The organism is Microvirga makkahensis (assembly GCF_009830105.1).
GTDB lineage: Bacteria > Pseudomonadota > Alphaproteobacteria > Rhizobiales > Beijerinckiaceae > Microvirga > Microvirga makkahensis.
Genome location: NZ_WURB01000010.1, coordinates 57,003 through 80,238, shown reverse-complemented (window position 1 = coordinate 80,238; position 23,236 = coordinate 57,003). Strand labels below are relative to the sequence as shown.

The 23,236-nt window shown below is 64.1% G+C and carries 23 protein-coding genes and 1 tRNA gene; 13 read left to right on the top strand and 11 right to left on the bottom strand.

Annotation, left to right across the window (positions count from 1 at the left end; translation table 11 throughout):
• Positions 1-88 precede the first annotated feature (88 nt).
• Positions 89-547 carry an Hsp20 family protein gene (locus GR328_RS15165; RefSeq protein ID WP_160885365.1) on the bottom strand — a complete coding sequence of 153 codons (459 nt, stop codon included), beginning with the start codon at positions 545-547 and terminating at the stop codon, positions 89-91.
• Positions 548-737: 190 nt separating this feature from the next.
• Here GR328_RS15165 and GR328_RS15160 point away from each other — a divergent pair, with 190 nt between their 5' ends.
• Positions 738-1,799 carry an alpha/beta fold hydrolase gene (locus tag GR328_RS15160; protein ID WP_160885364.1) on the top strand — a complete coding sequence of 354 codons (1,062 nt, stop codon included), beginning with the start codon at positions 738-740 and terminating at the stop codon, positions 1,797-1,799.
• Here GR328_RS15160 and hisN read toward each other — a convergent pair.
• Positions 1,719-2,501: a histidinol-phosphatase gene (gene hisN, locus GR328_RS15155; RefSeq protein WP_160885363.1), complete on the bottom strand. Its 783-nt coding sequence runs from the start codon at positions 2,499-2,501 to the stop codon at positions 1,719-1,721. The two genes, GR328_RS15160 and hisN, sit on opposite strands and share 81 nt — an antisense overlap.
• 114 nt (positions 2,502-2,615) lie before the next feature.
• Here hisN and GR328_RS15150 point away from each other — a divergent pair, with 114 nt between their 5' ends.
• A complete protein-coding gene (locus GR328_RS15150) occupies positions 2,616-3,875 on the top strand; it encodes an MFS transporter (RefSeq protein WP_160885362.1) in 1,260 nt (419 codons plus the stop codon).
• 158 nt (positions 3,876-4,033) lie between these two features.
• On the opposite strand, the gene GR328_RS15145 is transcribed toward GR328_RS15150, so the two are convergent.
• Complete coding sequence (locus GR328_RS15145; protein WP_160885361.1) at positions 4,034-4,924, bottom strand: N-formylglutamate amidohydrolase; 891 nt, start codon at positions 4,922-4,924, stop codon at positions 4,034-4,036.
• Between the two features lie 173 nt (positions 4,925-5,097).
• Here GR328_RS15145 and cpdR point away from each other — a divergent pair, with 173 nt between their 5' ends.
• The 5 genes from cpdR (at position 5,098) to GR328_RS15120 (ending at position 7,479) form a co-directional block, all read left to right on the top strand.
• Entirely contained in the window at positions 5,098-5,454 is a 357-nt protein-coding gene (cpdR, locus tag GR328_RS15140) for a cell cycle two-component system response regulator CpdR (protein ID WP_160885360.1), read from the top strand.
• 92 nt (positions 5,455-5,546) lie between these two features.
• Positions 5,547-5,621, top strand: a tRNA-Val gene (locus GR328_RS15135).
• 42 nt (positions 5,622-5,663) lie between these two features.
• Positions 5,664-5,789: a type B 50S ribosomal protein L36 gene (ykgO, locus tag GR328_RS15130; RefSeq protein WP_009763379.1), complete on the top strand. Its 126-nt coding sequence runs from the start codon at positions 5,664-5,666 to the stop codon at positions 5,787-5,789.
• 45 nt (positions 5,790-5,834) lie between these two features.
• Positions 5,835-6,455, top strand: coding sequence for a tetratricopeptide repeat protein (locus GR328_RS15125; RefSeq protein WP_246215891.1), 621 nt, complete (start codon positions 5,835-5,837; stop codon positions 6,453-6,455).
• A 10-nt stretch (positions 6,456-6,465) separates the two neighbouring features.
• Entirely contained in the window at positions 6,466-7,479 is a 1,014-nt protein-coding gene (locus tag GR328_RS15120; protein ID WP_160885359.1) for an alpha/beta fold hydrolase, read from the top strand.
• Between the two features lie 105 nt (positions 7,480-7,584).
• Here GR328_RS15120 and pyk read toward each other — a convergent pair whose 3' ends face one another.
• From pyk to GR328_RS15105, 3 genes are all read right to left on the bottom strand, one after another.
• The gene (gene pyk / locus GR328_RS15115) at positions 7,585-9,021 is read right to left on the bottom strand and encodes a pyruvate kinase (protein ID WP_160885358.1); all 1,437 of its coding nucleotides are present in this window, start codon (positions 9,019-9,021) and stop codon (positions 7,585-7,587) included.
• On the bottom strand, positions 9,018-9,431 hold the full coding sequence (locus tag GR328_RS15110; RefSeq protein ID WP_160885426.1) for a DUF1036 domain-containing protein: 414 nt from the start codon (positions 9,429-9,431) through the stop codon (positions 9,018-9,020). The genes pyk and GR328_RS15110 overlap by 4 nt, the downstream gene beginning before the upstream one ends.
• 267 nt (positions 9,432-9,698) lie before the next feature.
• A complete protein-coding gene (locus GR328_RS15105) occupies positions 9,699-10,622 on the bottom strand; it encodes a DMT family transporter (protein ID WP_160885357.1) in 924 nt (307 codons plus the stop codon).
• 106 nt (positions 10,623-10,728) lie between these two features.
• On the opposite strand from GR328_RS15105, the gene GR328_RS15100 reads away from it, so the two are divergent.
• The 4 genes from GR328_RS15100 (at position 10,729) to GR328_RS15085 (ending at position 12,669) form a co-directional block, all read left to right on the top strand.
• Complete coding sequence (locus tag GR328_RS15100) at positions 10,729-11,562, top strand: N-formylglutamate amidohydrolase (RefSeq protein ID WP_160885356.1); 834 nt, start codon at positions 10,729-10,731, stop codon at positions 11,560-11,562.
• Between the two features lie 17 nt (positions 11,563-11,579).
• Positions 11,580-11,885, top strand: coding sequence for a DUF1244 domain-containing protein (locus GR328_RS15095; RefSeq protein ID WP_160885355.1), 306 nt, complete (start codon positions 11,580-11,582; stop codon positions 11,883-11,885).
• Positions 11,886-11,948: 63 nt separating this feature from the next.
• Entirely contained in the window at positions 11,949-12,209 is a 261-nt protein-coding gene (locus GR328_RS15090; RefSeq protein ID WP_160885354.1) for a DUF2312 domain-containing protein, read from the top strand.
• A 109-nt stretch (positions 12,210-12,318) separates the two neighbouring features.
• Positions 12,319-12,669 carry a metalloregulator ArsR/SmtB family transcription factor gene (locus GR328_RS15085; RefSeq protein ID WP_160885353.1) on the top strand — a complete coding sequence of 117 codons (351 nt, stop codon included), beginning with the start codon at positions 12,319-12,321 and terminating at the stop codon, positions 12,667-12,669.
• A 305-nt stretch (positions 12,670-12,974) separates the two neighbouring features.
• Here the strand turns inward: GR328_RS15085 and GR328_RS15080 are convergent, their stop codons facing one another.
• Together GR328_RS15080 and GR328_RS15075 are read right to left on the bottom strand one after the other, a co-directional pair.
• Positions 12,975-15,035 carry an NAD(+) synthase gene (locus tag GR328_RS15080; protein WP_160885352.1) on the bottom strand — a complete coding sequence of 687 codons (2,061 nt, stop codon included), beginning with the start codon at positions 15,033-15,035 and terminating at the stop codon, positions 12,975-12,977.
• A gap of 345 nt (positions 15,036-15,380) precedes the next feature.
• Positions 15,381-16,199 carry a universal stress protein gene (locus GR328_RS15075; RefSeq protein WP_160885351.1) on the bottom strand — a complete coding sequence of 273 codons (819 nt, stop codon included), beginning with the start codon at positions 16,197-16,199 and terminating at the stop codon, positions 15,381-15,383.
• 369 nt (positions 16,200-16,568) lie between these two features.
• Here GR328_RS15075 and GR328_RS15070 point away from each other — a divergent pair, with 369 nt between their 5' ends.
• Positions 16,569-19,418 carry a sensor domain-containing protein gene (locus GR328_RS15070; RefSeq protein ID WP_160885350.1) on the top strand — a complete coding sequence of 950 codons (2,850 nt, stop codon included), beginning with the start codon at positions 16,569-16,571 and terminating at the stop codon, positions 19,416-19,418.
• A 212-nt stretch (positions 19,419-19,630) separates the two neighbouring features.
• Here GR328_RS15070 and GR328_RS28280 read toward each other — a convergent pair whose 3' ends face one another.
• From GR328_RS28280 to GR328_RS15055, 3 genes are all read right to left on the bottom strand, one after another.
• Positions 19,631-21,343, bottom strand: a complete 1,713-nt coding sequence (locus GR328_RS28280; protein WP_160885349.1) for a PAS domain S-box protein — start codon at positions 21,341-21,343, stop codon at positions 19,631-19,633.
• Positions 21,344-21,486: 143 nt separating this feature from the next.
• On the bottom strand, positions 21,487-21,627 hold the full coding sequence (locus GR328_RS15060; RefSeq protein WP_160885348.1) for a hypothetical protein: 141 nt from the start codon (positions 21,625-21,627) through the stop codon (positions 21,487-21,489).
• Between the two features lie 138 nt (positions 21,628-21,765).
• Positions 21,766-22,215, bottom strand: coding sequence for an acyl-CoA thioesterase (locus GR328_RS15055; protein ID WP_160885347.1), 450 nt, complete (start codon positions 22,213-22,215; stop codon positions 21,766-21,768).
• A 139-nt stretch (positions 22,216-22,354) separates the two neighbouring features.
• Between GR328_RS15055 and GR328_RS15050 the strand changes: the two genes are divergently transcribed.
• Positions 22,355-23,215 carry an urea carboxylase-associated family protein gene (locus GR328_RS15050; RefSeq protein WP_160885346.1) on the top strand — a complete coding sequence of 287 codons (861 nt, stop codon included), beginning with the start codon at positions 22,355-22,357 and terminating at the stop codon, positions 23,213-23,215.
• Positions 23,216-23,236: the final 21 nt, after the last annotated feature.

The following is a 23,236-nucleotide window of genomic DNA, read 5'->3' as shown; positions in this document are numbered from 1 at the left end:
GCGGGAAGACCAGGACCAAGTTCCCATAAAGAAAAGCGCCCCGGATCAACCGGGGCGCTCTTTTTGTTTTCAGGCTCTCGTGAAGGCTTTACGCAGCCTGGTTGGTCTCGAGGGCCTGAGCGCCGTCCGTGGAAATCGGGATGAGCTTCGGCTTCTTGGCCTCGGGCGTCTCGCGCACGAGATCCAGGTGCAGCAGGCCGTTCTCAAGGGAGGCACCCGTCACCTGAACGCCGTCAGCCAGTTGGAAGCGGCGGTCGAAGCTGCGCGCTGCAATACCCTGATGGAGCACTTCAGCCTTGCGCTCTTGACCGGTCTTCTTCTCCCCGCGCACGGAGAGTGTGTTTTCCTTCACCTCGATGGTGAGGTCCTTGTCGGTGAAGCCGGCAACCGCGATCGATATGCGATAGGAATTCTCGCCGGTGCGCTCGATGTTGTAGGGCGGATAGCTCGGGGCCGCGTCGACGCCGACCATCTGGTCGAGCATCGAAAACAGGCGGTCGAAACCGACCGTGTTGCGGTAGAGGGGAGCAAGATCGAACTGTCGCATGGCATATCCTCCATCAGAAGCAACATGCATTGTGTGAAGATCCACCTTTCTTGAGGCTGGATCCGGAATTCGTGACGCCATCGGGCCGCCACCGCTTCCATGTGGGAATAAACAGGTTTGCGTACAAGAGGCTCGCCCCAGCGGCCAGGAGCGCCCTATAAAGGGGTCACATCGTTTCGTGAGGCCCACCGTGGAATTCTTCCCAACTCCCGACAATCCCGTGCCCGGCGAGCCGGTGCTCACCAGCATCACCGCCGCCGACGGCACCGCCCTGCGCGTCGCCTATTGGAAGGCCGAGACAGACCAGCCGAAGGGGACCGTCTGCGTTCTGCACGGCAGGGCGGAGTTCATCGAGAAATATTTCGAGACGGTGGGCGACCTGCTCAAGCGCGGCTTTGCGGTCGTGACCTTCGACTGGCGCGGGCAGGGCTTTTCGGGGCGGCAGGTCAAGAATCCCCGCAAGGGTCATGTGAGGCGTTTCTCCGAGTACAGGCTCGACCTGGAGGCCGTGCGCGACCAGGTCCTGATTCCCCACATGCCCGCGCCTTATTTTGCGCTCGCCCATTCCATGGGCGGGGCCATCGCGCTGAATGCGGCCTATGAGAACTGGCTGCCCTTCCGCCGGCTCGTGACCACCACGCCGATGATCGCACTGTCCATCGTCAAGCGCCCGCGCGGCGTGGCCTTTCTCGCGCGCGTCCTGAGGCTTCTCGGGCTCGGCAAGATGTTCGTGCCCGGCGGCGGCGAGACGTCGATCTCGACCCTGCCGTTCAAGGGAAACCGCCTGACGAGCGATCCCGCCCGATATTCCCGCAACGCGGGCGCGGCGACCGCCGTCGGGCCCGGCGCCATCGGCGCGCCGACGGTGGCGTGGCTCGACTCCGCCTTCCGCTTCATGAAGCGCTTCACGGCGCCGAACTTCGCGCTGAAGATCCGACTGCCCACGCTGATCATCGCAGCGGGCGCCGACCCGGTCTGCGCCACGCCTGCGACGGAGCGCTTTGCCGCGCGGCTCAAGGCGGGCCATGCCATCGTGCTTCCCGGCGCACGCCATGAGCTCCTTATGGAGCGCGACGAGGTCCGCGAGCAGTTCTGGGCAGCTTTCGACGCCTTCATTCCGGGCACGCCCGATCCGGCCGCCGAATCGAGTGCCGACTTGGCGGTTCTGGGCCTATCGGCTGAGCAGCTCGACGGCGGCGGCGTGAACCCGGCGGTCGCCAGCCGCGACGATGCGCCCGCCATTGGCGGCTGACCCGCCGTCCCAGGTGGTGACGATGCCGCCCGCGCCCTCGATGATCGGAACCAGCGCCGCAATGTCGTAGGGCTTCAGGCCCGATTCCACCACGAGGTCGATGTGGCCGGCGGCAAGCATGCAATAAGCATAGCAGTCGCAGCCATAGCGTGCGAGGCGGGCCACGCTCTCCACGCGGTCGTAGGCGCGCAGTTCCTCGCCCGCGAAGAGGCGCGGGCTCGTGGTGGAGATCACCGCATCCTTCAGCGAGGTGCAGCGGCGGGTCATGAGCCTGCGTTCGCCGCCCGGACCCCGGTAGGTGCTCGAGCCGCAATCTCCGAAGAAGCGCTCGCCCGTGAATGGCTGGTGCATCATGCCGAAGACCGGGCGGCCCTTATAGGTGAGGCCGATCAGGGTGCCCCAGGTGGGAAGGCCCGCGATGAAGGCCCGCGTCCCGTCGATAGGGTCGAGCACCCAGACGTAATCCGCATCCGCGTTCTCGGTCCCGAACTCCTCGCCGATGATGCCGTGCGTGGGAAAGCTGCGCTTGATGAGGTGGCGCATGGTGGCCTCGCTCGCCCGGTCCGCCTCCGTCACCGGGTCGAAGGCGCCGCCGCGCGACTTGTCCTCCGACGCGATGGCGGTGCGGAAGAACGGCATGATTGCCTGGCCGGACGAGGTGGCGAGCTCGTTGACGAAATGCGTGAAGTCGATGAGCCCCATGCCCGGATTTCCTCTATGAAACGTGACGGCCGGTCTTGGCCTGTCGTCGCTCCGCTTTTATCAAGCGTGGTGTGCGCGGCAAGTGAGCAGCGGCATCGGGAGGGCCTGTCGTCCATGGATTCTACTGCCAAGGTTCTCTCGGCCCGCTCGGAAAGGGCCGTTTTCCTCATCGCCGCGCTGGTTGCCATCTATGCGGTCAGCCAGTTCCTGCGCAATTCGATCGGCGTCATCGCCAATGATCTGGCGCGGGAGCTGTCCCTTTCCGCCACCCAGACCGGCCTTCTGTCGAGCGCCTTCTTTCTCACCTTCGCGGCAATCCAGATTCCCGTCGGGATCCTCATCGATCGCTATGGGCCCAAGCGCGTCATGCTCGCCACCGCCGTGATTGCCGTGGCCGGGACCGTGCTGTTTGCGCTCGCTGCATCCGCTTCCCTGCTGATCGCCGCCCGTGCCCTGATGGGGCTCGGCTGCTCGACCTTCTTCATGGCGCCCCTCGTGATCTATGCGCGGCGCTTCCCGCCGGTGCGTTTCGCAGGCCTCACCAGTATCCAGATGGGCGGCGCCAATCTCGGCACCCTTGCGGCGACCGCACCGCTCGCGGCTTCGTCGGCCGCCATCGGCTGGCGGGGCTCGTTCCTGGCGGTCGCGGCGGTCACCGTCGTTCTGATGCTCGTCATCGTGGTGGCGGTGCCTAAGGATGCGGATGATTCCAAGGGACGGGAGAGCTGGTCCGACGCCTTCAGGGGCGTGGCCGCCGCCGTGATGGTGCCATCCTTCCGTCCGGTCTTCTTCATGCATCTGACCACCTATTCCTGCTTCGTCTCCATCGTTGGTCTCTGGGGCGGGCCGTGGCTCACGGATGTGCATGGGGCGGATCTCGCCACGCGAGGGCAAATCCTACTGCTTGGGGCAGGGGCCCAGATCTTCGGCATGCTGCTGTGGGGGGCGACCGACCGGTTCTGGGGCAGCTACAAGAAGCCGGTCCTTGCAGGTGGCGCGGCGGCCGTCCTGATGCTGGCGGCCGCGGTTCTCGTGCCCCTGGATCTCGCCCTCTTGCAGGTCTGGTTCATCCTGTTCGGCCTGAGCGTGTCCTGCACGCCCATCCTGACCTCTCACGGCAAGTCCCTGTTCCCGCCGCACCTGACGGGCAGGGGCATCACGCTCATGAACATCGGCACCATGGGGGGAGCTTTCCTGTCACAAAGCGTTACGGGCGTTCTGATCGACCTGATGGGACGCTCCGCCACCGGAGGCTACTCCCCGGAGGGATACCGGCTCGTCTTCGGGGCCCTGAGCGGCTGGTTGCTTCTGAGCCTGATCTTCTACGCCAGGGCTATCGATCCGCATCCAAGCAGATATGCATCAAAGGCATAGCAAAGCGGGTTTTTTTTATTGATTCTTGTGCAGCGCGAAGGCAATATTGCACTGCGATATGGCGATGGCGTCGCCTTGTCGTAGCCCTTCTTGGGCGTTTCCTCCCTAAACTTCGGGCCGCCGGTAACGGTGGCCTTTTTTCTTTTTCAGGGCCTGTCCTACTCGGCCGCGATGCGCCGGGTCGTCAGATCGCCTTCAATATCCGCGACGACCCGGGTGAAGGCCTGGAACAGATCCTCCGCCAGCACGGTAAAGCCCGGCTTCTTCGCCATGCTGCGCTCCTCCATGTAGAGCGCCCGATTGATCTCCACCTGCAACGCATGCCGCCCCAGGGCCGGCTCCCCGTAATGCTCGGTGATGAAGCCGCCCGCATAGGGCTTGTTGCGCACCACCGTATAGCCACGCCCCTTCAACGCGGCCTCGACGAGATCGATCAGCGGACTCGCGCAGGAGGTGCCGTAGCGGTCGCCCAGAACGATGTCAGCTCTGGTGCCGTCGTCCCGGTGCACACTGGAGGAGGGCATGGAGTGGCAGTCGATGAGGATGACGTGGCCGAACAGGTCCCCCGTGCGGCGCACGAGCTGGCGCAGCGCCCGGTGATAGGGCTTGTAGAGCCACTCGATCCGGTGCAGCGCTTCGTCGACGGAGAGGCGCGAATGGTAGATCTCCTGCCCGTCGGCGACGATGCGGGGGATGGTTCCAAGGCCCCCGGCCACCCGCATGGAGCGGGTATTGGCAAAGGGCGGGAGCCTGCCCTCGAACATGCGCGAGTCGAGTTCGTAGGGCTCCCGGTTGAGGTCCAGATAGGCCCGGGGGAATCGCGCCGCCAACAGGGGGGCGCCCAGCCCCGTCATGGAGGCGAAGAGCTCGTCGACATAGGCGTCTTCGGAGCGGCGCAGCGCCACGGCGTCCAGGCGGGACGCCGCCAGGAAGGAAGCCGGATAGACGGCGCCGGCATGGGGGGCATTGAAGACGAAGGGGATCGTCTGCGCCGCTGGCTCTGTCAGGACAAAGGGAGGATCGAACTCGTCAACGATGGCTGGCCGCATGAAAACTGGCTGTTCTGGAAATGAAACGGGCTTTTTCGTTAGTGTAAGGCAGCAGTGCCGCCTGTCCAAGACAATATGATGGGGCGCCGCGTCGCTCTTTCACGGGTTATTTACCCGTCGGGAGCATGAAGTATTTCTGAGATCATTCGCCACGATTCGGGGCTTGGCAGCCGATGAAGATTCTTCTCGCCGAAGACGATAACGATATGCGGCGCTTTCTGGTGAAGGCGCTCGAGAACGCAGGCTACGAGGTGGCCCCGTTCGACAACGGCCTATCCGCCTATAACCGCCTGCGGGAGGAGCCGTTCGAGCTTCTTCTGACGGACATCGTCATGCCGGAAATGGACGGAATCGAGCTGGCCCGCCGGGCCACCGAGCTCGATCCGGACATCAAGGTCATGTTCATCACCGGCTTCGCCGCCGTGGCCCTGAACCCGGATTCGGAGGCCCCGAAGGATGCGAAGGTGCTTTCCAAGCCCTTCCACCTGCGCGACCTGGTGAGCGAGGTCGAGAAAATGATGGCAGCCTAAAAAAGGTTGCTCATCATGACTTGCGCATATGCCCAGTTCTGGGTATATCGCCCCCCACAGCCGAGACGGGACGTCAAACATCACCGTTTCCCGGGCGCGTAGCTCAGCGGGAGAGCACTACGTTGACATCGTAGGGGTCGCTGGTTCGATCCCAGCCGCGCCCACCATTTCTTTTTCCGGCCTTCCCGAAGGGCCGCAGGAGACCGGATATGAAGATCCGTAACTCGTTGAAGTCGATCCGCGGCCGTCACCGCGACAACCAGCTGGTGCGTCGCAAGGGCCGGGTCTACATCATCAACAAGACCCAGAAGCGCTACAAGGCCCGCCAGGGCTGAGCAGGGCGCGGCAACGCCGCGCACGCTTTTATGAATTGACCGCGCATGCCGGGACCCTACAATCCCGGCATGCGCTTTTTTGCGTTCCTGCTGACCTTAACTCTGAGTGTGGCCGCGTACCCGTCGAGTGCGCAGGAGGCCGTTCGGCCCAAAGCTCCGGCGAGGGAGCAGCCGCCTCCGCCCAAGCCCGTCACGCTCGACGATCTGTTCGAGCGCCTCTCCAAGGCCGGCTCGGAGCGGGAGGCCGAGGGCATCTCGAAACTCATCGAGCGGCGACTCGCCCGCTCCGGCTCCGACACGGCGGACCTGCTGCTCAGCCGGGCCACGCAGGCTTTCGAGAAAAAGGATTTCCCGCTCGCCATCGAGTTGCTCGACCGGGTTTTGGCTCTTCAGCCGAACTGGGCGGAGGCTTGGTATCGACGGGCGACGGTGTTCTACCAGATCGACGATCCTGTCGCGGCCATGGCCGATCTCAGCCGTGCCCTGAAGATCGAGCCGCGCCATTTCAACGCCTGGACCGGGCTCGGCCATATCCTGATGGCCTCCGAGGACAAGGCCCGGGCACTCGAGGCCTACCGGCGCGTGTTGAAGATCAATCCGCAGGAATCGAGTGTGCAAACCATTGTGAACCGCCTGATCCCCGATGTAGACGGGCAGGATCTCTGATCCGCGGTTCATGATGAGCTTTGTCCTTGGCCTTCTGGCTGCTTGCCTGCTTCTCCTCATGGCCGGAGCGGCGTTCACTTACGCCTACGGCTGGTTCATCGGGCGCCGCTATCCACCGACGGGCCGCTTCATGGAGGTCGGAGGCTTGAGGTTGCACTACCGGGATGTCGAACCCGCAGGGGAATCCCGCGGCACCATCGTTCTTCTGCATGGTGCGTCATCCAACCTCGTCGAATCCATGCTCGGCCTCGGCTCGCATCTTGCGCCGCGCTACCGGGTCATCGCCTTCGACCGGCCCGGCCACGGCTGGAGCGAGCGCAGCGGCGGCCTGAGCGCGGCCGAGCCCGCGCGGCAGGCCGCCCTGATGGCGGAGGCCCTGCGCAGGCTCAAGGTGCGCAATGCGGTGGTCGTCGGGCATTCCTGGTCAGGGACCATCGTGCCGTACTTCGCCCTGGATCACCGGGACGTGACGGGGGCCATCCTGATCCTGTCCGGCATCACCACTCCCTGGCCCGGCGGCTATATCGGCTGGTACCGGCGGTTCATCGCATCCTGGGCGGGATGGCTCGCCATGCGCACCTTGGCGCTTCCCGTCACGCTCGTGATGCGGCCCTGGCTGAAGAGAAAGACCTATGCGCCGCAGCTGCCGACGCCGGGTATCGTGCGCAACGGCTTCATTCCCCTTGCGTTCCGGCCTGGCGCCTATGAGGCCAACATGCAGGATTTCGCCGTCATGTTCGATGCCGTATCCCGGCAGAGCCCGCGCTACGGCGAGATCCGCATGCCCGTCACCGTCATCGCCGGAGATTGCGACGAAATCGTTTGGAGCGATCTGCACAGCCGTTCCTTCGCGAATGCGGTTCCCGGCGCGCAACTCATCCTGCTGCCGGGCATCGGCCATATGCCGCAATATGTGGATGGGAGAACCGTGCTGGCCGCTATCGAGGCCCTGGCCGAGCGGATCGAAACCGTTCCCGTTCCCCTGGCGAGGATGGACAGGGATGGGAGCGACGCGATCGGGTGAAGCGCCGCGCCTCTTCGATCGGGATGCCGGGGCTGATCCCCGGATCAGGTCCGGGGGCGGCCATGACGGGTAGGGTGTCGTTCTCTCGGGAGGACTGGCCGCGCCTTATGCCTGGGCGGCGTGCTCCTGATTGATGAAGGCGATGCGCACCATATTGGTGGCGCCCGGGGTGCCGAAGGGAACGCCCGCCACGATGATGATGCGGTCCCCCACGTCGGCGAACTCTTCCCGGACGGCGAACTTGCATGCGCGGAAAGCCATGTCGTCGATGTCGCTGGCGTCCTTGGTGCGGATCGAGTGCACGCCCCAGACCAGAGCGAGGCGGCGCGCCGTGTCCTGGCTGGGCGTGAGGGCGATCACCGTGGAGTTCGGGCGCTCGCGCGCGATCCGGAATGCCGTGGAGCCCGAGGAGGTCCAGGCCGCCATGGTCTTGAGGTTGAGCGTGTCGGCGATCTGGTGCGCGCCTGCGGCAATGGCATCCGAGCCCGTCGCCTCCGGCTCGGTGTTGAGGGTGCGCATGATCGACCAGTAATTCTGGTCCTGCTCCACTTCCTCCGCGATCCGGCTCATGGTGGCCACCGCATCGATGGGGTATTGGCCCGAGGCGCTTTCGGCCGAGAGCATCACCGCATCCGCACCGTCATAGACGGCGGTCGCCACGTCCGAAACCTCGGCGCGCGTCGGCACCGGCGAAGTGATCATCGATTCCAGCATCTGGGTCGCCACCACCACGGGCTTGCCCAGGCGACGGGCGGCGCGGACGATGCGCTTCTGGATGCCGGGCACCTTCTCGAGCGGCATTTCCACGCCGAGATCGCCGCGGGCGACCATGACGGCGTCCGAAATCTCCATGATCTCGTCGAGGCGCGCGATGGCCTGGGGCTTCTCCAGCTTCGACATGACGAGGGCGCGCCCGCGCGCGACCTTCTTCACCTCGGCCACATCCTCCGGGCGCTGCACGAAGGACAGCGCGATCCAGTCGACGCCCGCATCGAGGGCGGCCTCGAGATCCGAGCGGTCCTTGTCCGTCATGGCGGCGACGGGAATGGTCGTATCCGGCAGGCTCACGCCCTTGCGGTTCGAAATCTTTCCCGCGATCTCGACGGTCGTTGCGGCGGCGCCCTGCTTCACGCTCTTGACGCGAAGGCGCAGCTTGCCGTCGTCGATGAGCACCGTATGGCCGGGCTCGAGGGAGGACAGGATTTCCGGGTGGGGGAGGTGGACGCGATTCTTGCCGCCAGGCGCCATGTCGGCGTCGAGGGTGAAGGTCTGGCCCGGCTCCAGCATCGCGCTGTCGCCCTCGAAAGCGCCCACGCGCAGCTTCGGACCCTGCAGATCCGCCAGGATTGCAATGGGGCGCTTGAACTTCGCTTCCACCGCACGGATCGTCGCCACGCGATCCTTCAGCTTCTCGCGCGGCAGATGGCTCATATTCAGGCGGAACACGTCCGCGCCCGCCTCGAACAGCTTTTCGATCATCTCCTGGGATTCGGAGGCCGGACCGAGCGTTGCGAGAATTTTCGTACGCCGTGAGCGTCTCATGGCTGTGTCCCCCCTGGGCGGTTCGCCTCTGTGAGCTGGATGGTCCAGCTCTTCTGTTCACCGGTATCGACTTCGAAGAAGCCGCTGCGATCAAAGCCCCGTGCGAGGCAATCTTCCGTGCCGCGGATCGTGAATTCCCGCTCACGGGTGCACATGAAGGAGCGGCCGCTCCACTCACCGCCGCGGTCGTAATCGATGGCGTAGATATAATAGAAGCGGCCGCTGAGCTGTCCCTTGAGCAGGGTTTCGCAGCCGCGGGCGTTCAGGTTCCACCAGCCTTCCGTCACCCATCCCTGCGGATCGCGATAGCCGAGCGCCACCCCCACGCGGCTCGATGTCATGTTGCACAGGCGCAAATCAGCCTGTGCCGGAGAGGCCGCGAGAAAAGCGCCGCCGAGCAGGCACGCCATCAGCGCAAGGCTTCGCTGCCTGCGAGAGGCCGGGGGGAGGATCGGAATCTTCATGGATGTCGATTCAGTCAGCAGATCAGGAATGAAATCGCACAATGGTTCAAGTCTATGTCGGATCCTTGTCGGCCAGAAGACGCATGGCATCAAGACTAAAAGGCGCTTCGGACGACGTTTCATCCGCTAAAAACTCCCCGGCCCGCCTCGAACCGCCTTTGATGGGCAATTCTCCCCTTTGTTCGAAGAGGGTCCGGTCCTCGGCATCTCGGCTCAACTCTCCGGCCGGGCCACCCAGATCCCCAGCAGAATCAATGCTCCGCCGAGACTCTGGATCAAAGTGAGCTGTTCGCCGAGAATCACCCAGCCGAACACAGCCGCCGCGATCGACTCGAGGAAGATCACGAGGGACGAGAAGATCGGGGGCAGGATCCCCAAGGCGATGGAGAGCAGGCCCTGTCCCCCCGCATGGCTGACATAGGACATGGCGAACAGCGCCGCCGCGCCCTGCCAGGTTTGCGGCATGATGCGGTTCTCGAAGGCGAGCGCTACCAGGAGAAGAAGGCCGGCGGTGACGAGGCTCGTTTCGAAGGTCACCCGCGCCGCGCCCGCGGTTTTGCGCGCCCGGCTCGCGACGATGAAGTAGAGGCCGAAGAAAAAGGCGGTGGCGAGGCCGAAAAGGTCACCCGTCAGGCGCGCGGGATCGGCGTGAAGGCTCTGCCCGATCAGAGCCGTGCCGCCCAGAAGGCACAGCCCCAAACCGAAGAAGGTGCCACGCGACACCTTCTGCCGCAGCACCAGCCAGACCACCAGCACGACCACGAGCGGAGCCATGGTGGCGAAGAAGGTCGCGTTGGCCACGGTGGTCTTGAGAATGGCGAGGTGCCAGACCAGAAGGTCGCCCGTGAAAACCAGACCAGCCAGTATGGCGGCCCTGGAAAAGCGAACCCGCGGCGCGTCGGCGGGCGCCTTCCTCTCCTCGATCCGCATCCAGGCGTAAAGCAGCGGCAGACACAGGGACACCCGCCAGAAGGCGCTGGCGAAGGGGCCCACATCGGCCGGCGCTCCTCCCACGCTGGCGGAGGCGAAACGGACGAAGATGGGGGAAATGCCCATGGCCACCGCACCGAGGCAGAGGGCTGCGAATGCGGTGGCAAAGCCGGTCCCGGGCCGGGCCGAGGTGGATAGAGAGGACATCTTCGTTTCGCCGGATTGTTGCGCGGATGGTCGCGTTGTCAGGGAGCGGTGTGCAGGGTAAGGATTTTCCTCCGCCGATCAACGTGTTGTTTATTCCCCTTCCACCATGTCCTCCTCTGCCGCGCTCAAGAGCCCGGAGCCTGCCCTTGAGCCTCATCCCGTCGAGATCATTGAGGGTGCCCTCGAATCCGGTCTTCTCCTCCTCTGCGATCATGCTTCCAACGCGGTGCCGCCGGATCTGGGCGATCTCGGCCTGCCTGCTTCCGAGTTCCAGCGCCATATCGCCTATGACATCGGGGCTGCCGCGGTCACCCGTTCGCTCGCCCGCCGTCTGAAGGCTCCGGCGATCCTGACCCGGTTCTCCCGTCTCATCATCGACCCCAACCGGGGCCGGGACGACCCGACTCTGGTCATGCGCCTGTCGGACGGCGCGGTTGTGCCGGGCAACGCCAAGGTGGACGAAGCGGAGATCCAACGGCGGATCGAGCGCTTCTATGATCCCTATGACGCCGCCGTTTCGGAGGCCATCCACAGGGCCATGGCGGCGGACCATCCGCCGGCCGTCGTGACCGTGCACAGCTATACGCCGGTCTGGCGCGGCTGGCCGCGACCCTGGCACGTGGGCATCCTCTGGGATGCGGACGACCGCTATGCCAAGCCCCTCCTGGAGGGGCTCATGGCCGAGGAGGGACTCGTCGTGGGCGACAACGAGCCCTATGATGGGGCGCTCGCAGGGGACACCGTCGACCGGCACGCTACGATCAGGGGGCTTGCCAATGCCTTGATCGAGATCCGGCAGGACCTGATCGCCTCGGACGAGGGGGCGGAGGAATGGGCCGGGCGTTTCGCCCGGCTTTTGAAGCCGCTGGCGGCGCGGGCGGCGTTGCGCAAGCCGACGATCTTCGGGACGCGCACACGCGAGCGCCTACGCCAACACTGAAAGAAGGGGGAGGGTTCATGAAGGACCTCGATGCCGCGACCCGTACGGAACTGGAGGCCGCCGCCTTCCGCAGGCTTCTCGAGCACCTGCGCGAGCGCACGGACGTTCAAAATATCGACCTGATGAATCTGGCGGGCTTCTGCCGGAACTGCCTCTCGAACTGGCTGAAGGATGCCGCAGACGCCAGGGGAGTGCCTCTCTCCAAGGAGGAGAGCCGCGCTCATGTCTACGGCATGCCCTACGACGAGTGGAAAGTGCGCTACCAGACGGAGGCGTCCCCCTCTCAGCTCAGCCGCTTTGAGGAATCGAAGCCGGAGCATTAAACCCCCTTCAACCAAATGAACCGTAACACTGGCCTCAACGCCATCAATTCAAGGGGCTTCATCATGGATGACGCAGCTTTCAACACCGAATCCGTCGCAGCCGATCAGCTGAAGGCTTTCATCGAGCGCATCGAGCGTCTCGAGGAGGAGAAGGCCGGCATTGCCGGCGACATCAAGGACGTCTACGCGGAGGCCAAGGGCAACGGCTTCGACACGAAGGTTCTTCGCAAGATCGTTGCCCTGCGCAAGCGCGACTATGCCGAGCGCCAGGAGGAAGAGGCGATCCTCGAACTCTACATGCAGGCTCTCGGGATGGTTGGCTGATTTCGCCTGCCGCGCCGCAGGCCTGCACCGGATCCGGTTCCGGATCCGGTGCCTTCCTGCCGCGCCGCTTCATCATTCAAGGCGGGGCTCAACTGATCGGACCTCTCTCGTGGCACATCCCAATCTTGATCCAACGGCATTCGAGGCTAACGCAACGGAAGTAGCGGATATCCTGCGAACGCTCGCGAACGAGCGCCGTCTGATGATCCTGTGCCGGCTGGTGGAATGGGGGGAGGCGAACGTGACGACGCTGGCGGAGGCGGTGGGGCTGTCGCAATCGGCGCTGTCGCAGCATCTGGCCAAGCTGCGCGACGAGGGGCTAGTCGCCACCCGGCGCGAGAGCCAAACGATCTGGTACCGGATCGCCGATCCGCGCATCGAGCAGCTCATGGCCACGCTCTACAGCCTGTTCTGCCGGCAGGCCAAATCTGCCAAGGGTCGGAAGGGCCCGGCTCGCTAGAACATTCTTCGGCGACGTGGATCCGGTTCGCCGCTGATCGCCGTGCCCGTGCGAAAGCTCAGCGGCGTCAGTCAGACGCCGGAACGCCGGTTTCGAGCGGCGCCCGATCTTGTCCAATCCATCCCGTGAAGGTCCCGATCGCATCGCGGAGCGTTCGCCGGCCCGGTTCCAGGGGCTTGCGATCTCCCTGCTGTTCGGGCTGGCGTCCTCGACGGCGCTCACGGTGCTCGTCATTCCGGCGATCTGCGTGGCGTTGCGCCGCGAGACGGCCCGCGCCGCCAGAAGGGGCTCACCCGCGAGCGCGATCATGGTGGCGCAGGCTCGTCATCGGGAACGTTGCTCTCCAGTTCCGCAAGCCATACCTGCGGCGCTGCATCCGAGGGCGCGCGCCAATCGCCGCGTGGCGACAGAGAGCCGCCGGACGAGATCTTCGGCCCGTTCGGCATGGCGGTGCGCTTGAACTGGCTCGTGAAGAAGCGCGACAGGAACACGCGCAGCCAGCGCTTGATCTCGCCGAGATCGTAGGTCCTGTGCGCGCCGGCAGGAAGGTTCGGCGGCCATGTGCCCGCCTCGGCGTCTCTCCAGGCGTGCCAAGACAGATAGGCGATTTTCGACGGACGGTAGCCGAAGCGGGTGAGATAGTAGAGGTTGAAATCCTGCAGGGCATAGGGTCCGATCATCGCTTCCGTCGATTGAAGCTGTCCCGCGGCATCCTGCGGAACGAGCTCCGGCGAGATCTCGGTTGCCAGAATCGCATGTAGGATGTCGGCCGTTGCCTTGTCGACGTCGCCGGATGCCGCGACGAAACGGATCAGGTGCTGGATCAGGGTCTTCGAAACGGAGGCGTTGACGTTGTAGTGAGACATCTGATCGCCGACGCCGTAGGTGCACCAGCCGAGCCCCAGCTCCGAGAGGTCGCCCGTGCCGACGACGATGCCTCTGTTGTGGTTGGCGAGACGGAACAGGTAATCGGTCCGCAGGCCCGCCTGAACGTTCTCGAAGGTCACGTCGTAGACGGGCTGCCCCTCGGCGAAGGGATGGCCCATGTCCTTCAGCATCTGGCGCGCCGCGGGCCGGATGTCGATCTCGGCAGCGCTGACGCCGAGCGCGCGCATGAGCGCCCAGGCATTGCCCTTCGTGCCTTCGCTGGTGGCGAAGCCGGGGAGAGTGTAGGCGAGAATGTTGGTGCGCGGCAGAGCCAGCTTGTCCATGGCGCGGCAGCAGACGAGGAGGGCCTGCGTGGAGTCGAGGCCACCCGAAACGCCGATCACGACCTTCTCGGTGCCCGTCGATTGGAGGCGCTTGGCCAGGCCCTGAACCTGGATGTTGTAGGCCTCGTAGCAGTTCTCGGCGAGCTTCGCCGGATCGGACGGAACATAGGGAAAGCGCTCGACCGGGCGGCGGAGCGGGAGGGCTTCCTCCGGCGCGTCGAGGACGAGCGAAATCGTGCGGAAGTCCGTCGAGACGACATCCAGGACACGTCCGCAATCGCCGAAGGTGACGCGCCGCATCCGCTCCGCCCGCAGGCGTCCCAGATCCACATCCGCGACAGCCATGGTGGAGGCCGAGGGGAAGCGCTCGGTCTCGGCGAGCCGCAGGCCATCCTCGAAGATGCCGCCATGGCCGTCCCAGGCGAGATCGGTGGTCGACTCGCCCGGGCCTGCCGCCGAATAGGCATAGGCTGCGATGCAGCGCATGGACTGCGAACCGCACAGGAGCCGCCGGTCCTCGGCCTTGCCGATGGTGATGTTGCTGGCCGACAGGTTCAGAAGGATCTCCGCTCCCGCGAGAGCCGCCGCCGTGCTCGGAGGCTGAGGAACCCACATGTCCTCGCAGACCTCCACATGAAAGGTAAAGCCGCAGCTGCCGGTCGAGCGGAAGAGAAGGTCGGTGCCGAAGGGGGTTGCATGGCCCGCAACGTGGATCTCCTGTCCGCGGATCGTGGCGCCCGGCGCGAACCAGCGGCGTTCGTAGAACTCCCGGTAGTTCGGCAGATAAGCCTTCGGAATGACCCCAAGAATGCGTCCGGCGTGGATCACGACGCCGGCATTGTAGAGCCGGTTCTCCCAACGCAGCGGCGCTCCGACCACGAAGGCGGGGAAAAGGTCGGCGCTTTCCGCCACGAGACGGGCGATGCTCTGCTCGACCGCCTCCAGCAGCGCGTCCTGGTGCAGGAGGTCGTCGATGGAATAGGCCGACAATCCGAGCTCGGGAAAGACCATGAGGGCGATGCGCTCCCGGTCCCCCTGGCGAAGAAGCGCCAGCGTACGCTCCCCGTTGAAGTCAGGATTCGCGACGTCGATCTGCGGCACGCAGGCGGCGACACGAACGAAATCGTGACGATAGGGAGAAAAGAACGAAACCATTCCACATCCGATCCAGGTTGGTTCCAAGCGGTATCCTTGCCGTACAGGCGGGGAAGATTACGGATAACAGAGAAAGTTCCTTCTTCAAGGATCGTCACGTCCGGAATGAGCGGGTCGCGGCCATCCCGATACGAGGGGCGCGATGCTTGACGGGCCGGGATCACCGGCACAAGGCCGGTGATGACCTGGCGCGGAGCGAGCGGGCGGAAAACAGGTTCCGCCTTTTGCCGGGGCGGCCCTTCGGGTCAGCGGGATGCGCAAACGCATCGTGCGAAAAATTCGACCCGGTTTTCCACTAAGGCGGCCCTTCGGTCGCACCAAACGATGCGCTATCTCTTCGACGCTCTAGTGGGACATGAAAACGGGTACCGTCATGGAGCGGAGGATCTCACGGGTCGTTCCGCCCAGAACGAGCTCCCGCAATCGCGAGTGGCCGTAGCCGCCCATGACGATTAGATCGGCGCCGCTGTCAGCGGCATGGGATAGAAGCACGTTGGCGACATCGATCCCGCCCCCGCAAAGCAGCCTGACCTCCACCTCCACTCCGTGTCGCGCCAAATGCCGGGCGAGATCTCGCACCGAGTGATGGGGTCTGTTCTCCTCTCCTCCGATCGTGACGACTTGCACGTGGCGGGCGAGCATGAGAAGGGGCAATGCGTCGGATGCTGCGCGGGCCGCTTGCACGCCGCCATCCCAAGCGACGAGAACGGTCTTGATCTCCTGGCGCGTCCGGATATAGGGCACGATGACAAGGGGACGGCCGGAGCCGAACAAAGCGGCCTCGATGATGGGCGTCGTATCCAGGCCGCTCGGATCGGGTTGAGAAAGGATGCTGAGGTCGAAGCAGCGTGCCACTCGACTGAAGGGATAGCCTATATCCCCGGCAGCGGCATCGAATCTGATGGTCTCCGCCTTCGCCCCGCTTTCATGCATGGTATTCATGAAGTCTTGAATGGCTTTGGTTGCCGATGCCTCTGCATCATCCCTGATGCGCGCAACGATGTCGTCCGGCAACTCGGCCTGGATACCGTACGGAAGGGAGGACCCGACGACCGGAATCGCTCCGGTCAGACAGGCGCCGGTCACCCCCGAAAGCCATTTCCCATACGTGCGGGCCGGTTCCGTGCCGGCTCCTCCGAGAACCAGTAGATCCTTGAAGGACATGCTCGTCTCCCTTGTGGCGCGGGTCAATTCGGCGCCAAGCCAACGCCCCATCCTCTGCGCATTTGATGAACACGCCCGAGAAGCCGGCCGTCCGTTTTGATCTCACTCAATATTCCGAGAAAACCATCCTGGACCGGCGTTGTTTCCACGAGCTTCGCCAGACGCAATGCGCGGCATGCCTGCGAGACGTGTGATAAAGTCCCCCTTCTTCACCACGGTGCCGCGCTCGAGCCGGCAATCCCATCGGCTCGTGGCGTCGGTCACGTCTTTAGCCTTTCTTTCATTTGGGAATGCTATCGTCGTATGTGACAAATTCCATATTTCCCTATATGTGGCCTGTTATAGCATAGTTTTGAAGATTTTTCGGTGATGGAGCAGGGTCAAATTGCCGAGGCGCGCGCCCAGCTGAGCGGAGCGGCGCCTCAGATCGCCATTGACGCGATGCCTCACATGGTCCGGCTGTTCTGTGTTGACGATCACAGCGTTCATCATAACAGGCGGTGGCATGAATTCACCGGTCTATCCCGATCGGCCCCTGGAGAAGCATGGCTTGACCTTGTTCATCCGGACGATCGGGAGGGCGCTCTCGCAGCCTGGAAGAACGCTCTCGAGACAGGGGCGGCCTGCGAATTCGAGCACCGGCTCCTCCATCGCTCCGGCGCGCATCGATGGGTCTTGTGCCATGCCAGCCCCATTCGCGGCGCACAGGGCAGAATCGAGCATTGGGTCGGCACCTATACCGACATTCATGCCTGGAAAGAGGCCGAGCAGACTTTCGCCGAGAGCGAGGAGCGGTATCGTGCGCTCGTCGAGGCCACCGCTTCCATGGTCTGGCGTGCCTCTCCGGACGGACGGATCCTGCGAGGCTGGGGCTGGAAGGAATTCTGCGGACAGGAGCCTGAAGAATACGAGGGCCATGGCTGGCTGAATGTGGTCCATCCCGAAGATTACGAGGCCGTCACGTCGGTCTGGTGCGGGGCCCTGTCCTCGAGCCAGGTGGCGGAGAAGGAATTTCGGGTCCGGCACAGAAGCGGTGACTATCGGTGGGTCCTGTCGCGAGCCATCCCGTTGAAGAACGCCGACGGTGCGGTGCGGGAGTGGGTCGGGACGATCACGGATATCCATGATCAAAGGCGGGCTCAGAACACGTTGAGGACCAGCGAGGAGCGGCTGCGTCTTGCCGCCGAGACCACCTCCGCGGGTATCTGGGATCTGGACCTCGTCACCGGTTCAGTGGAGTGGACTGCCGAGATATGGGACATCCTGGGCCTCACGCCGGACGTTCCCGCTGCCATCGAGCACTTCTTCGCGCGCGTTCATCCCGACGATCTTGCCGATGTCAGGGGCAAGGCCTTCGCCGATGTGCCCGGAAAGGGCCCGCAGTACAACAGCATGTTCCGGATCGTCCGCGCGGACAGCGGACAGGTGCGATGGATCGAATCCAGCGTCAGAATGGTGCTCGGTGACAACGGGCAGCCGATCCGCAAGGTCGGAATGATTCAGGACGTGACACAGCGCAAGCTGTCCGAAGACATGCTTCTCGCGACGGAAGAACGCCTGAGGCTGGCAATGCAGGCAGGGCGCATGATCGCCTGGGAGCACGATCTCGATACGGGCTATGTCACGCGTTCAGTCAATTCCATCGAATTGCTTGGAATCGACTCCGGCCCTTTGTCGGAATTTCTCGAGAGGGTTCCGCCCGAGGACCGGCTCGCGCGGGATCAGTTCATCGAGAAGATCAGCGCCACCGGCAGCGACACCATGGAGTTCCGGTACACCCTTCCGAGCGGAAAGACGCTGTGGCTGGCCTCCCGTGGAGAGAGGGCCGGTCCCAATCGTGTGGTCGGCGTCACGTTCGACATCACCGACCGCAAGGCGGCGGAGGAGAAGGTGTGGCGGTCCGCCAATCACGACGGACTCACAGGGCTGCCGAACCGCGTCCTCTTTCAGCGCTACCTTGAACAGGCCCTCGGGGAAGCCAAGGAGAACGGCACCAGCGTCAGCCTGTTGATGATCGACCTCGACGATTTCAAGGATGTCAACGACACGCTCGGCCACGATGCCGGCGACATGCTCTTGAAGCAAACGGCGGACCGCCTGTCGGTGATGATGCGCGAGCAGGACACGGTTGCCCGGCTCGGCGGAGACGAATTCGCCGTGCTGGTGGTGGAGCCCTTGCGGTTGAGCCATGCCGCCAATCTGGGGGAAATCATCCTCAGGAGGCTGCGCAAGCCGTTCACGTATGCAGGGCGAACCCTGATAAACCGAGCCAGCATCGGCGTTGCCGCCTATCCGGATCATGATTCCGAGCCGGTGGAGCTCATGAAGGATGCCGACATCGCGCTGTACCGCGCCAAGGCGGAGGGGAGAGGCCGCGTCGTGACCTACGATCCCGGGATGCGGCTGCTCACGGAGCATCGCCTGGCGCTGGGACGAGACATGCGGGAGGCGATCTCCCACGACCAATTCGTCCCCTTCTATCAGCCCAAGATCTGCCTTTCGAGCGGGAGAATCGTCGGTCTCGAGGCACTTGCCCGTTGGCAGCACAAGGACAAAGGCATTCTCACGCCCAGCGTCTTCGAGGCGGTCTTCGACGATCCTGAGTTGGCGCCCGCGATCGGCAAGAGGCTGATCGGAAAGATCGCATCCGATATGCGCCGATGGCTGGATGGAGGATGCGAATTCGGCCGCGTGGCTTTCAACCTTTCTTCCGTGGAGTTCAACCAGCCGAATTTGGCCGACGATGTCATTCGCGTTTTCAATCTGGTGAAGGTGCCCACGGACCGTTTCGAGGTTGAGGTGACCGAAAAGGTTTTGCTCGACGGACAATTCGGCTTGGTATCCCATATTCTGGAGCGTTTTCATGAGCACGATGTCCGGATCGCGCTTGACGATTTCGGAACGGGCTACGCGTCGTTGATCCATCTCAAGAGGTTTCCCGTCGACCACATCAAGATCGATCGCAGCTTCGTCGCCGATTTGGAGCATGACGATGATAACGCCGCCATCGTAGCGGCCGTCATCGGCCTCGGCCACAGTCTCGGCCTTCACGTCACCGCGGAGGGTGTGGAAACGGAAGGGCAGGCGCTGCGGCTGCGCACGATGGGCTGTCACAGCGCTCAGGGCTATTTCTATGCAAGGCCTATGCCTGCGGCGCAAATGACTGAGCTGCTTGCCGCGTGGCCGGTCAGGGTCACGTCGGAAGCCTCCGAATCCTGAAGCCTTGAACCTTGTCCCATCCCCCGGCCGGGATCATCAGCCTCAAGGCTCGTGAAACCCGCGATCGGCATCGACCGGATCATGAATGCCGCTGGGGGCCAGCGCAGCGTGCGAAAAAGTGGACCCGCTTGTCCGCATGAGCGATGCGCTTTCAAGGATCGAGCATCGGATAGGACCCCGAAGTGGATCCCACCTTTTTCGAGTCCGATGCTCTAGGCCGCCTTGCCCAGGCCGGGGATGTCCGCTGTGAAGACGACTCCTTCCGGCAGAAAATCGATCTTCATCTGCGCATCGAGCTCGCGGGCGAGGCTGCGCTCGATGAGCCGCGTGCCGAAGCCCCGCCGGGTCGGGGGCTCCACGGGCGGACCGCCGCTTTCCTGCCAGGTGAGGTGCAGGTGCAGGCCGTCCGCCGCCTCTTCATGATACCATTCGATGCTCACCAGGCCCTCGTCGTTGGACAGGGAGCCGTATTTGGCGGCGTTGACGGCGAGTTCCTGGAGCGCCATGGCGAGGGCGAGTGCCTGCTGCGGTGTCAGGCGGGTCTCCGGCCCCTTCACCTGGAAACGGCCCTTGCCCCGGTTCAGGTAGGGCGCGATGGCCTGCTCAACGATGTCCGAGAGGCGCGCACCCTCCCAGTTCTCGCGAGTCAGGACATCGTGGGCCCGGGACAGGGCCAGGAGGCGGCTTTCCAAATCCTCCACAGCCTGCGCTGGCGTGCGCGCATTGTGCAGGGTCTGCCGCGCGATGGATTGCACGGTCGCGAGCGTATTCTTCACCCGATGGTTGAGCTCGTTGATGAGCAGTTCCTGACTCGCCTCCGCGTGCTTTCTGGCCGAAATGTCGCGAATGACCCGGATGCCGTAGAGGGGGCGCCCGTTCAGGTCGTCCACCCGGGAGGCGGAAACCCCGATCCAGACGGGGTGCCCACCTTTGTGAATGATGCGCTTCTCGAGGGCGTAGGACGCGATCTCTCCGGACATCTGCTTGCGGAACATCTCGGCCTCGACACTCAAGTCCTCCGGATACGTGATATCCTCCAGGGACATGGCGAGCAGTTCGCTGCGATCATAGCCGCTGATCGCGCAAAGCCGCTCATTGACTCGAAGGAAACGGCCCTTCGTGTCGATTTCGCCGATCCCGATTGCCGCCTGTTCGTAAGTGGCGCGAAGCCTCTGCTCGCTTTCGCGCAATGTCGCTTCGGCCAGCCTGCGAGCATGAATGTCCGTGGAGCAGCCGAACCAGGCCAGAACCTCGCCGCTCTCGGAGTGGCGGTAAGGATTGGCCCTGACGACGTGCCAGCGATAGACGCCGTCGTGACGAAGGTAACGAATCTCTGTTTCGTAAGGAGCGCCGCGGGCACGAACATCCGCCCACATCTTCATTGTCTGCTCGACGTCGTCGGGATGAACGGTTCTGAGCCACCCCTCGCCGAGGGCTTCGTCCGCTGGCTGTCCCGTGTACTTGGTCCAGCGATCGCTGGTATAGATGACCTGGCCGTCGGCATTGCTGACCCAGACGAGATCAGGCACCGAGTTCGCCAGCAGGCGGAAGCGTTCCTCGCTTTCCCGCAGGCTCAGTTCGAGCTCCTTGTAGCCGGATATATCGACGCATACGGCCAGGGCCTTCTCGGGCTCGCCCCTCTCGTTGCGGATGAGGCTCGCGGCGCTGCGGGTCCAGACGATCGAACGGTCCGGCTTCAGGTAGCGTTTCTCGACCTCGTACCGATCCTCCGTCATCAGCCCGGCGAGGAGCGCTTCGGTCCGCGGCAGATCGTCCGGATGAACGATGTCGCTGAGGTGCCGCCCGAGCAGCTCCTCGCGGCTGCGCCCGAGCATGGCGCAGAAATAGTCGTTCGCACGCAGAATGCACCCGCTCAGATCGCACTCAGCAAGGCCGACTGTCGCCTGGTTGAAGAGCGCGTCCACAGAGTTCCGCTCCTGATCGGGCTCGTTTCGGAGGTATATTGGGTTAGGAATTGCCGGGGGAGGTCAAGGTTCCGGTCCGGAACGCGGCAAAGCCTGGGGGAGGGCTGACTTTTCGGTCGCGGGAGCCATCCTGCGAGAATCGGTCACGCAGCGAGGACTACCGCGAATACGATCATGCCCACGGCGGCCGACAGGCCGATCCAATCCATGGCTCGGGCGAGATCGTCGGTAGCGGGCGATCGGGGCTGAATCTCGAGAAGTCGGTCGTCATCCTCGTCATCCATGGCCTGCTCCACGCATCACGCGTGATGTCTAGAGCCGTGGAACGCGCAAATCGATCACCCTTAAGCAGACGAGCCATAGGGCGAAAGGGGGGGAAGGAGGCCCGGAGGGGGTACCGGCAATGGGCTCTATGCGGGGGCTCACGTCTGCGATGGATCCAGCAGGCGAAGCCGCTCCAGAGCCGCGAGCGTCTCGGGTGGAAGCGGCGTCGAGCGGCGCGTCCGCCCGTCGACCAGGACGATGGTGCACTCTGCGGTCGCGGCTAGGCGTCCCTTGTTGAAGATGCCCTGCGCCAGCGTGAAGGAGCTTCGGCCAATCCTGAGAATTCCCGTGCCGATCTCGACGGTGCCGGGCCAGAACAGCTCGGCCCGGAAATCGATGACGAGCCGGGCGATCACGAAGCTCGTGCCCGGAGGGGCGAGGGGACGGTCGGGATCGTACATGAAAGCGACCCGGCCGATCTCCGAGTAGGTTGCGAACACCGCGTTGTTCACATGCCCCTGCCGGTCGAGATCCGCGTAGCGGATTTCGGCGGAGGTCCGGTGCGGATAGCCTTCGAGCAGGCGTGGGGAGATCTCTGCGTTCGTCATCGTGCGATCCTGGTTCCGCTGCCATGGAACAGGAATTCGGGCTCCGGCGAAAGGTCTTGTCGCCGAACTCTTGTGTTGTCGCCGTCTGCGCCGTCCTCCTATATCGTGGCGACGGCCAGCGGATCGCCAGGAGAGATGCATGAAGAAAGCGCGCAACGAAGTCACTCAGCCCCAGGACGCGGGGGAGCGCCGGAGGATCCCGCCGGTCATCTGCTATCCGGTCGACACTCTTCCAAGGCCGGATCTCGTCGCCTACCAGACGGCGCGGGAGGGCTGGAGGAAGGTGGACGAAGTGGTCGTTCCGCCGCGCGAGGCGCGCTGCTTCTCCGTGCCGGCCGGCTTCTTCTTTCGCATCGTCAGCATCGAGGGGCCGCAGGTCGGAGACCTGAACCTGTGGGCGGCGCAGGACCTCGACGAGCGCTTCTTCTCCGGCAAGACGCGCGCGCTTCACGGCACGCATCTGTCCACCGGAGACCAGCTCTGGTCATGTCTGCCTTACCTGCGGCCCATGGCGACCATCACGTACGATACGCTCGACTGGTACGGGTTCGACGAGTTCGGCGGCTCCGTGCACGACGTGATCGGAACGCGCTGCGATCCCTATACGCACAAGCTCCTCTCCGGCCACGAATATCACCATTGCTGCCACTCGAACCTCACCCGCGCGCTCGCCGACAGGGTCGGCCGCCCGCGCGAGGCGGTGGAGGTCGCGGTGCACGATGTGCTCAACGTCTTCATGTGCACGGGCTTCACCCGCGACACGGGACAGTACTTCATGAAGGCGAGCCCCGTGCGCCCGGGCGATTATCTCGAGTTCTTCGCGGAGATCGATCTCCTCGGCGCCTTGTCGGCCTGTCCCGGCGGCGATTGCAGCTCGGAGCATTCGAGCGATGCGGCCGCGTGCCATCCGCTGCTCGTCGAGATCTACGAACCGAAGGCCGCGCCCGCCGGATGGACCTCCCCGCCGCGCAACGGCTACAGCCGCCGGCACGGCGACTGACATGAAAAGGGCCCCGGATGG